Annotated in this window: 12 protein-coding genes and 1 pseudogene; 1 reads left to right on the forward strand and 12 read right to left on the reverse strand. The window is 70.2% G+C overall.

What is annotated here, in order from left to right; genetic code table 11:
- Positions 1-32: 32 nt before the first annotated feature.
- The 12 genes from ABT367_RS39265 to ABT367_RS39320 are packed head-to-tail and all read right to left on the reverse strand — an operon-like array spanning position 33 to position 8,552.
- The gene (locus tag ABT367_RS39265; protein WP_187813873.1) at positions 33-308 is read right to left on the reverse strand and encodes a gas vesicle protein K; all 276 of its coding nucleotides are present in this window, start codon (positions 306-308) and stop codon (positions 33-35) included.
- Positions 305-502, reverse strand: a complete 198-nt coding sequence (locus ABT367_RS39270; RefSeq protein ID WP_199546162.1) for a gas vesicle protein — start codon at positions 500-502, stop codon at positions 305-307. The genes ABT367_RS39265 and ABT367_RS39270 overlap by 4 nt, the downstream gene beginning before the upstream one ends.
- Positions 499-1,281, reverse strand: a complete 783-nt coding sequence (locus ABT367_RS39275; RefSeq protein WP_352258495.1) for a GvpL/GvpF family gas vesicle protein — start codon at positions 1,279-1,281, stop codon at positions 499-501. Before ABT367_RS39275 ends, ABT367_RS39270 begins: the two co-directional genes overlap by 4 nt.
- Positions 1,274-1,645 carry a gas vesicle protein gene (locus ABT367_RS39280; protein ID WP_352258497.1) on the reverse strand — a complete coding sequence of 124 codons (372 nt, stop codon included), beginning with the start codon at positions 1,643-1,645 and terminating at the stop codon, positions 1,274-1,276. The genes ABT367_RS39275 and ABT367_RS39280 overlap by 8 nt, the downstream gene beginning before the upstream one ends.
- Positions 1,642-2,760, reverse strand: coding sequence for an SRPBCC family protein (locus ABT367_RS39285; protein WP_352258499.1), 1,119 nt, complete (start codon positions 2,758-2,760; stop codon positions 1,642-1,644). The genes ABT367_RS39280 and ABT367_RS39285 overlap by 4 nt, the downstream gene beginning before the upstream one ends.
- Positions 2,753-3,421: a DNA primase gene (locus ABT367_RS39290; RefSeq protein ID WP_352258501.1), complete on the reverse strand. Its 669-nt coding sequence runs from the start codon at positions 3,419-3,421 to the stop codon at positions 2,753-2,755. Before ABT367_RS39290 ends, ABT367_RS39285 begins: the two co-directional genes overlap by 8 nt.
- Positions 3,422-3,426: 5 nt before the next feature.
- A complete protein-coding gene (locus ABT367_RS39295; protein ID WP_352258503.1) occupies positions 3,427-3,681 on the reverse strand; it encodes a gas vesicle protein GvpG in 255 nt (84 codons plus the stop codon).
- Positions 3,682-3,685: 4 nt separating this feature from the next.
- Complete coding sequence (locus ABT367_RS39300; protein ID WP_352258507.1) at positions 3,686-4,441, reverse strand: GvpL/GvpF family gas vesicle protein; 756 nt, start codon at positions 4,439-4,441, stop codon at positions 3,686-3,688.
- Complete coding sequence (locus ABT367_RS39305) at positions 4,438-4,872, reverse strand: gas vesicle structural protein GvpA (protein ID WP_352258509.1); 435 nt, start codon at positions 4,870-4,872, stop codon at positions 4,438-4,440. Before ABT367_RS39305 ends, ABT367_RS39300 begins: the two co-directional genes overlap by 4 nt.
- 45 nt (positions 4,873-4,917) lie before the next feature.
- Positions 4,918-5,343: a gas vesicle protein gene (locus tag ABT367_RS39310; protein ID WP_352258511.1), complete on the reverse strand. Its 426-nt coding sequence runs from the start codon at positions 5,341-5,343 to the stop codon at positions 4,918-4,920.
- Positions 5,344-5,395: 52 nt separating this feature from the next.
- Positions 5,396-7,252: a transketolase gene (locus ABT367_RS39315; protein ID WP_352258513.1), complete on the reverse strand. Its 1,857-nt coding sequence runs from the start codon at positions 7,250-7,252 to the stop codon at positions 5,396-5,398.
- Entirely contained in the window at positions 7,230-8,552 is a 1,323-nt protein-coding gene (locus ABT367_RS39320; RefSeq protein ID WP_352258515.1) for an NAD(P)/FAD-dependent oxidoreductase, read from the reverse strand. The genes ABT367_RS39315 and ABT367_RS39320 overlap by 23 nt, the downstream gene beginning before the upstream one ends.
- A 129-nt stretch (positions 8,553-8,681) precedes the next feature.
- Between ABT367_RS39320 and ABT367_RS39325 the strand changes: the two are divergent.
- A pseudogene (locus ABT367_RS39325) lies at positions 8,682-8,914 on the forward strand (enolase C-terminal domain-like protein); the annotation flags it as partial.

Genomic DNA, 8,914 nt, shown 5'->3' on the forward strand with positions numbered 1-8,914 from the left:
CCGCGCCTGACCGCGGGCCCGGATCCCGCGCCTCACTCGCGCGGCAGCAGCGGCCCCAGTGGCCCGAGGTCGAGATTGAGGTCCTCGGGCCGCAGCCCGTAGCGGTCCCGCAGCTGCGCCATCCGGTCCTCGAGGAGCATCAGCGTGAGGCCGATCCGCTCCTCCTGCTCCTCGCTCAGCTCGCCGGTGTCGAAGCGGCGCACCGCCTGGCGCTCCATGAGCTGGCGGAGCAACTCGACTACGGTGAGCACCAGTTTGACCAGGTCGCGCTCGACCGTGTCGGGGTCCAGATCCATCCGCCGGCTCATCGTCGCGCCTCCAGTACCTCGAAGGGCGAGGGCACCTGGGCACTCACCGAGCTGATCAGGGCGCGCAGATCGATCCGTACGAGATCGACATCCGCGATCCGCAGCGTGAGATCTCCCGCGACGACCACTCCGCCGGCGAGCAGCCGGTCGAGCAGGTCGACCAGGGCGATCTCGCGGCGCTCGATGACGGTCACCAGGCCTCCTCTTCGTCTCCGTCGGGATTGCTGAACGAGTACGCGGCCCAGGGGCCGGTGAGCTCGACGCGCAGTCCGGGCTCCTGGTCCTTGGTGCGCTCGACGCATTCGACGAACTCCTCGGACTGCGAACGCCCCACCAGATACGCACCGTTGAGAATGTTCCGCCCGGTCGCACGCGAGAGCTCCGGGTTCTGCGGACGGTGCAGCCGGGTCGCCGCCGCGCGGGCGGTCAAGTCCGTGTGCAGCTCCTGCGCGAAGGACTCCGCGCGCGCCCACAGCCGGTCCGCGCCCTGCTGACGGGCGCGGCGCATCCGCAGATAGTCCCGGCCGCTGGCGGCCTGGCCGGCCGCCGCCGGTTCGGCCGGCGACTGTTCGCCCTCCGGCTCGGCGTACACCTTGACGCCCCATTCCACACAGCCGTCGATCCGCGCGAGCAGCCCCCGCAGCTGATCGCCCTCGTCCTCGAGCATCGTCCGCACGCCGCTGTCGTCACGGAAGACGGTCCCGAGCCGCAGCGGCAGCGGGCAGGTGACCGTGGTCAGGGCGGCGATGACCGCCTGGTGGGCGCGGGCGGTCTCCGTGAGCCAGTCGAGGTCCTCCAGATGGGCGCGCAGCGGCTCGTAGCCGAAGTCGGCCTCCGGGACGCGGCTGAGCACGGCGATGAGATCGCCGTGCGCCAGCTGCTTGAGCGGTGCGCCGTCCACGCCCACGAGATCCGCCTGCAGGGCGGCCTCGAAGGGCCGGCACACCGCGTACACATAGCGGAGCTCATTCATCCGGGACCTCTTCCCTTGCGCGCCGGCCCCGCCCGGAACCCGTCTCGAGCTCGGCGATACGGGCCTGCAACTGTTCGTTCTCACGGGCGAGTTCGGAGCGCTCACGGTCGATCTCGCGGCGCCGCGCGCCGGAGGACAGCGACGGGTCGTCCTCCCACCAGTCGATGCCCATCTCCCGCGCCTTGTCCACAGAGGCGACGATCAGGCGGAGTTTGATCGTGAGCAGCTCGATATCGAGCAGGTTGATGCGGATGTCGCCCGCGATCACCACACCCTTGTCGAGTACGCGCTCCAGGATGTCGGCGAGGTTCGCGCTGCCGCCGCTCTGTCCGTAGGGGTCGGGAAGCCTGCTCGCGGTGGTCATCGGCGCCCGGTTTCGGCGTACTCGTCGCGGCGGTCCGGATCCTGCTCCTCGCCCTCTTCGTAGGCCATCTCGTCGTCCTCTTCGTCGCGCTCTTCGCCTTCGTACTCACCCTCGGGCTCTTCCTCGTACTCGCCCTCGGGCTCTTCCTCGTACTCCTCGCCGTACTCGTCCTGTTCGCCCTTGGTCTCCTCCAGCTCCGCGGCTTCGTCCTCGGAGCGGTCCTGCTCGTCGTCGGAGTACCCCTGTTCCTCTTCGTCACGCTCGTCACGCGCGCGTTCTTCCTCGGCGACGGCGTCCTCGTGCGAGACGACCACCTCGCCGTCCTGGATCTCCCCGCGCCAGCCGTCGCTCGCCTCGCCGCGCAGCGAGATATGGCGGGCGAAGTGCTTGAGGTCGAGCCGGGCCCGGCGCCCCTGGGCGCGCCAGATGTTGCCGGTCTTCTCGAACAGGCCCTTCGGGTAGTACTCGATGATCAGCAGCACCCGGGTGAGGTTCTCGGCGAGGGAGTGGAAGGTCACCACGCCCTTGGTGCTGCCCTTGGCCCCCTCGGAGGTCCAGGTGATCCGCTGGTCGGGGACCTGTTCGGTGGTGTGCGCCTTCCAGCTCCGGTTGGACCAGAAGACCTTGAGCTTCCAGTCGGACGTGGTGTCGTCGGCGACGGTCGCCCCCTTGACGCCCTTCGCGAACGTCGAGAACTCCTGGTACTGCGTCCACTGGTCGTAGGCCTCACGGACCGGGACACCCACGTCGACGTATTCGAGGATGACGGTCGGCTTCTGGCCCGCGCCGCCCTTCTTGCGCTTGCCGCCGAGTCCCTTGACCGCACCCATCACACGCTCCTTGAGATGGCTGCCGGTGAGTTCCACGGCGCTGCGCACCGGGCCCTTGCCCTCGGCTATCTTGCGTCCGCCCTGGAGTGCGAGCTGGGCGAAGCCGGGGCTCTTGCCCTCGGCGATATCGTTCAACTTGCCCGTGGCGGAGCCGAGTTTGTGCCCTACGCCGACCAGCGCGCGTTCGAGCTGGGCCAGCATGAAGGCCTGCGCCTCGGCCTTCAGCCGGTCGGCCGCCTCGCTCTTGGCCAGCCCGGACAGCGGATTGTCCTTCGCATCAGCCATCGTTACGGCCTCCCTTCGCGCGGGCGGTGCGGCGGGCGGCGGTCTTCGCGGCACCCGTGGTCTTCTTGGCGGTGCCCGTGCTCTTCCCGGCAGCGGACTTCCCGGCCGAGGCGGTCTTCTTGGCCGGCGCCTTCTTCTGGGTACGGGAGGTCTCGCCGCTGCGTGAGCCGCGTGACGTCCCCGGTTCCCGTGCCGCCCCGGATTTCCCGCCCGTATCGGAGGAGCGCGACCCGGAGGTCTTGCGGGCCTGCTTCTTCGGCGCAGGCCGCTCCTGGTCCCCCTCGTCTTCGTAATCCGCCTCGTCGTACTCCTGCTCGCGCTCTCCCTCGTCGCGCTCCACGCGCCCGGGGATCACCCCGGACAACCGGTCCTGCACCCCGAGCGTCCGGTCGTGCAGGCGGTCCGAGATCCCGTCGAGGCCCCGTTCGAGCACGGCGCCCGTGGCGGCCTTCCCGACGCCTCGTACGTCCTCGCGCAGTTGGTCGCCGATCTCCTTGAACTGCGGGTTGTTCAGCAGCTGTTGCTGGACCAGGTCGGCGAGCGCCCGTGGCGAGAGCGGGAGCTTCTTGCCGGCCACGAGCGTGCCGACGGCGAACGCCAGCTTCATCTTCTTGGTGCGTCCCAGCAGGTAGCCCGCTCCGACGGCGAGGCCGAGCGCCATTCGATTCATTGTTGATTCGTCCGTTCCGTCGCGTACTGAAGCCGGTCGAGGAGTTCGTCCTCCAGCCGGTCGAAGGTGTCCGCGTCGATCTCGCCCGCCTCCAACTGCTCTTCGAGGCGACCGAGTTCGGCGCGGATCACCCCGGGGTCGTAGTACTGCCGCTCGGCCTCGTCCACGATCTGTTCCATCACCCAGAAGGAACCGCGGACCGGGGCGAACGGCAGCAGTACGAGCTCTTTCACCAGACCTGTCAGGCCCATGGGGTCAGTGCCCGGCCGTCTGTGCCGCGTGGGGCGCCGGACCGGGTTCGACGAAGCTGTACGGCGGCAGCGGTCCGTTGACCCTCAGGTCCAGGTGCGGATGGTCGCCGCGCAGCTTGTCGACCGAGGCGAGGAACTCCTCGGTCTCGTCCCGGGCGACCAGGAAGGAGATATTGGCCAGCCATCCGGTGCTCTGCGGTCCGACGCTCACGGCGTCGGCCGCGCCTTCGAGCTCCTGCTGTATCTCCACCGCATCGGCCGCTTCGCGCGCCTGTACGGCCTGCACGACCATCTCGCCCAGCCTCAGGCGCTGTTCGTACGTGCCGCCCGCCGCTTGCCGGTTGGCCTCGGTGAGGGTGCGTATCTCGGGGTTCTCCCCCATCACGCGGTGCAGAACGGCCTCTTCGTCGTGGGAGGCCTTCACGTTGTACTCGACTTTGCCTTCAAGGGCCTCGAGCCGTTCGACGTAGTGCTCCGCACGCTCCTCGAGCACCGCGGCGACCGTCTTGTCGTCGGGTGCGGTCGAGCCGAAGCGCATCGGCAGCACGGGGCCGGCCGCGCCCGCCTCGCTCAGGACGTTCTGATGAGCGAGCAGATCATTGCGCTTGGGCCGCAGATTCTCCGGGGCGTCGCTGACCAGCGCCGAGAGCTCGCCGCCGGTGACGATCCGCACGGGCCGTGCCGGATCGCCGATACCGCCCATGTCGGTGGGCGGGTTCGGGTGCGAACGCCGCACGATGCCATAGATATACGTGGTCACTCCGCTTCCTCCTGCCGCTTGCGGGGAGTGGTCCGCTTGGTGGTGCGCCGCGGTGCCTCCTGGCCCTCCTTGCCTTCCTCGCGTGCCTGGCGGAACGCGTCGGAGATGGTCTCCGCGGCTCCGCTGAGCGCGCCCTTGCTCTTGCCGCGGGCACCGGATTCGGTGATCTCGCCGACGAGATCGGGCAGGCCCGGGCTCTTGCGGGGACCGGCTTCGAGGTCGAGGCGGTTACAGGCCTCGGCGAAGCGCAGATACGTATCGACACTGGCAACGACGACCCTGATGTCGATCTTCAGGATCTCGATGCCCACCAGGGAGACACGCACGAACGCATCAATCACGAGGCCGCGGTCGAGCACGAGTTCCAGTACGTCGTACAGGCCACTGGTGCCTCCTGAACCGCCGCTTTGCTGTGCAGGGACAACGGTCATGACGGACCGTTCCTCCTCGTCGGTATCGGTGGGACTGACCCGGGTTCAGCGCCGCTGGGCGTCCGCACGGCCGCGTTCGTAGCGGCGGATGCGGCGGTAGCCCATGAGCGTGCCCTGCGGGTCGAGGTCGACGGCGTAGCTGGCGAGCAGGCTCATGGTGTCGGGGACGCGGGTGAGTTCGAGCACCTCGATCTCGAGGTGCCAGCCGTCCTCGGTGCGTTCGAAGGCCGATACGCTCTCGGCCTGCATCCCGGTGAGCTCGGCCAGTTGGAGCCGGGCCTCGCGCAGCACGGCCATGGGGCCCGGCGTCTGCGGGGCTCCGTTCGAGCGGGCCGTGGAGCTGGGTCGGTTTTCCTTGCGGGTCCTGCCGGCTTCGCTCTTGCCGGACTCTGTCCTGCCGGCTTCGCTCCTGCCGGATTCGGTCTTGCTGTTCTCGGTCTTCCTGTTTTCCGTCTTTTCGGTTTCGGTCATCACAACCTCCCGCTCCGAGTGACCCGCACACCCTTGGCCAAACCCCTGCGCCTCAGCTCACCACCGCGTTTTCCACGAGCAGTCGTACGGCCGCGGCGATCGCGGCCTCGTCGATGCCGGCGGACCGCAGTTGCTCACCAGGTGTCGCGGAACCGGGCATATGGCGGACGGCGAGCCGGACCAGGCGCGGCACCGGGCGTCCGTCGGCGAACGCTTCGGCCACCGCGTCGCCCAGGCCGCCCTCGGGCCGGTGGTCCTCGACGGTCAGCAGACAACCGGTCCGCTCGGCCGCCTCGCGGAGCGTGGCGGTGTCCACCGGCTTGACCGAGTAGAGGTCGATCACCCGGCAGGCGATGCCGATCCCCGCCAACTGGTCGGCGGCGGCAAGAGCTTCGCGTACGGTCACGCCTGCCGCGACGATCGTGACGCGGTCCGCGTCCGAGGAACGCAGCACCTTGGAGCCGCCGATGGGGAAGTCCTCGTCCGGCCCGTACAGGACCGGGGTCTCCCCCCGGGTCGTGCGCAGATAGCCGATGCCGGGGCGCTCGGCGAGTGCGGCGACGAGCTGGGCGGTCTGGTTGGCGTCACAGGGGTAGAGCACGGTGGAGTCGTGCACCGAGCGGAACATCGCGAGGTCTTCGAGACCCATCTGCGAGGGCCCGTCCTGGCCGATGGACACGCCTGCGTGCGAGCCGGCCAGCTTGATGTCGGAGCCGCTGACCGCCGCCATCCGCACGAAGTCGTGGGCGCGCGTGAGGAAGGCGGCGAACGACGAGGCGTACGGGATGAATCCGCGGGCCGCGAGTCCGACGGCGGCGGCCACCATCTGCTGTTCGGCGATGTAGCACTCGAAGAACCGCTCCGGATGCTCCTTGGCGAACTGCTCGGTCTTGGTGGAGTCGCTCACCTCTCCGTCAAGGGCCACCACATCGCCCCGGGCGGAACCCAGCGCGGTCAGTGCCTGTCCGTAGGCGCTGCGGGTGGCGATCTCGTCGCCCTTCTCGTAGCGGGGAAGTTCGAGATGGCCGCTGGTCACCGCGTGCAACACCCGCGCGGCGGGCGGCTGTTGGACCTCGAGACGCAGATCGGTCACTCCGCCGAGTTCCGCGATCGCCTCCTCGGGGTGCTTGAGCGGCTTGCCGTGCAGCCCCTCACGGTCCTCGGCGTCGGCCACACCCTTGCCCTTGAGCGTGCGCGCGAGCACCGCGGTGGGCTGGCCGAGCGTGGAGCGGGCCTCGGCGAGCGCCCGGTCGATCGAGTCCACGTCATGGCCGTCGCACTCGACGGTGTGCCAGCCGAAGGCCTGCAGACGGCGGGCGTAGGCGTCCAGGTCGTGGCCGTGCCGGGTGGGGCCGCGCTGGCCGAGCCGGTTCACGTCGACGATCGCCGTGAGGTTGTCGAGGTGTTCGGACCCGGCGTGCTCGGCGGCCTCCCAGACGGAGCCTTCGGCGAGTTCGCTGTCGCCGCAGAGCACCCACACGCGATAGCCGACGCGGTCCAGGCGCTTGCCCGCCAGGGCCATCCCGACCCCGATGGGCAGCCCCTGGCCGAGTGAGCCGGTCGCGACCTCCACCCAGGGCAGGGCGCGCGGCGTCGGATGGCCTTCGAGGCGGCTGCCGAGCGTACGGAAGCTCCGCAGCTCGTCGTCGTCGATGAGACCGAGCGCCTTGTACGAGGCGTAGAGCAGCGGCGAGGCATGCCCCTTGGAGAGGATGAACCGGTCGTTGCCGGGGTGGTCGGGCCGTTCGAAGTCATGGCGCAGATGGCGGCCGAGCAGCACGGCCATCAGGTCGGCGGCGGACATCGACGAGGTGGCGTGCCCCGAGCCCGCGGCCGCGGCGACGCGTACCGAGTCGGCCCTCAACTGCTGGGCGATACGGGTGAGTTCAACGTCGGTCGGCTTGGCCATCGGGGGTCTCCTCGGGTGGTGCGGGCATACGGGCGAGTTCGGGGGATGCGGTGTCGAGCGGCACGGACCAGGAGCGCACCAGACCCAGCTGGACGGCCTGGCGGGGCAGCGCCGCTTCGAGCAGCCAGTCGGCGGCGACGCGGACGCGGTTGCCGGGCATCGCGGCGAGGTGGTAGCCGCGGGTGACGGCCGCCGCGGGCGGTCCGGCGAGCGGCACACCGAGCGGGTTGGCCGCGGCCTTCACGCCGCCCAGGTCGACGGTGAAGCCGAGGTCGTGGTGCTTGTACGGCTTGCGGGAGCCGAGTCCGAGCGACGCGGCCACGTTGCGTCCTGCCGTCGCGCCCTGCCGCCAGGCGTGCTGGGCGGTCATCGGGGTGTACGAGCCCGGTTTGGTCGCGTCCGGTACGGCGGCTGCGTCCCCGCACGCGAAGACCTCGGGGTGCCCCGGCACCTGGAGGAACGGGTCGACGACGAGCCGCCCGCGTTCGAGCGGCCGGCCGGTGGCCTCCACCAGCGGGTCGGGGCGTACGCCGACGCACCACATCAGGGTGCGGGTGTCGACGAACTCTCCGTCGTCCAGGAGCACCCCCTGCGCGGTGGCCTCCTTCACGGAGGTCCCGGTGCGGACCTCGACGCCGCGCTTCTCGAGCACCTTGTGCGCGGTCTTCGACAGCCGTCGGTCGAGCTCCGGCAGCACCCGTGGCGCGATGTCGAGCAGCATCCAGCGGGCGTCCAGGCCCGGGTGGCGGCGCAGCAGCGAGTCGGTGAGCAGCTTGCCGTGCGCGGCGATCTCGGTTCCGGTGTAGCCGGCGCCGACGACCACGAACGTGGTGCGGGCGGGGTCCCTGTCGTTCGCGGCCAGTTCCGTCTGGCGCATCACGTGGTCGCGCAGGTACAGCGCCTCGGGCATCCCGCGGAAGCCGTGCGCGTGCTCGGTCACCCCGGGCACGGGCAGCAGCTTGTTGACGCTGCCGACGGCGAGCACGAGACGGTCGTACGAGAGGGTCCCGGGGCGGCCTTCGGGGTCGCGGTAGGAGACGCTGCGCCCTTCGAGGTCGAGGCCGACGGCCTCGCCGAGCACATGGCGTACGCGCGGCAGCGTGCCCGAGAGGGAGACGGTGACCCGGCGCGGCTCCAGGACGCCCGAGGCGACCTGCGGCAGCAGCGGCAGGTAGAGGAAATAGTCGGTCGGGTTGAGCAGGACCACTTCGGCTCGGTCGCGGACCGCCCGGGACAGGGTGCGGGCGGCCCGGTATCCGGCGAAGCCGGCCCCGACGATCACGATGCGGGTACGGCTCACGATGGTTCAGCCTCCGGCTGTGGTCGGGGAGCGTCCGGGTGCCCTCGGGCCATTGCGCCAAACGTTTCCGTTCGGCCGCCCGGGTTACCCGGCCCGCACCTCCCCACCTCGCGCGAGAGCCGGTTTGCGATGAAGAACACAGTGCCCCTTCGGACACCGGCGGCCGGCGCCTACACCGTGCCCACCGACGCGCCCGAGGCGGACGGGAGCCACAGCTGGGACACCACTTCCGTGGTGGTGGTCGAGATCGGTGCCGGGGACGCGACCGGCACCGGCTGGACCTATGCGCCCGCGATCGCGGCCGATGTCGTACGCGAGCTGCTCGCACCGGTCGTCACGGGCCTCGACGCCCTGGACATCCC

Source organism: Streptomyces mesophilus (assembly GCF_040300965.1).
Lineage (GTDB): Bacteria > Actinomycetota > Actinomycetes > Streptomycetales > Streptomycetaceae > Streptomyces > Streptomyces mesophilus_A.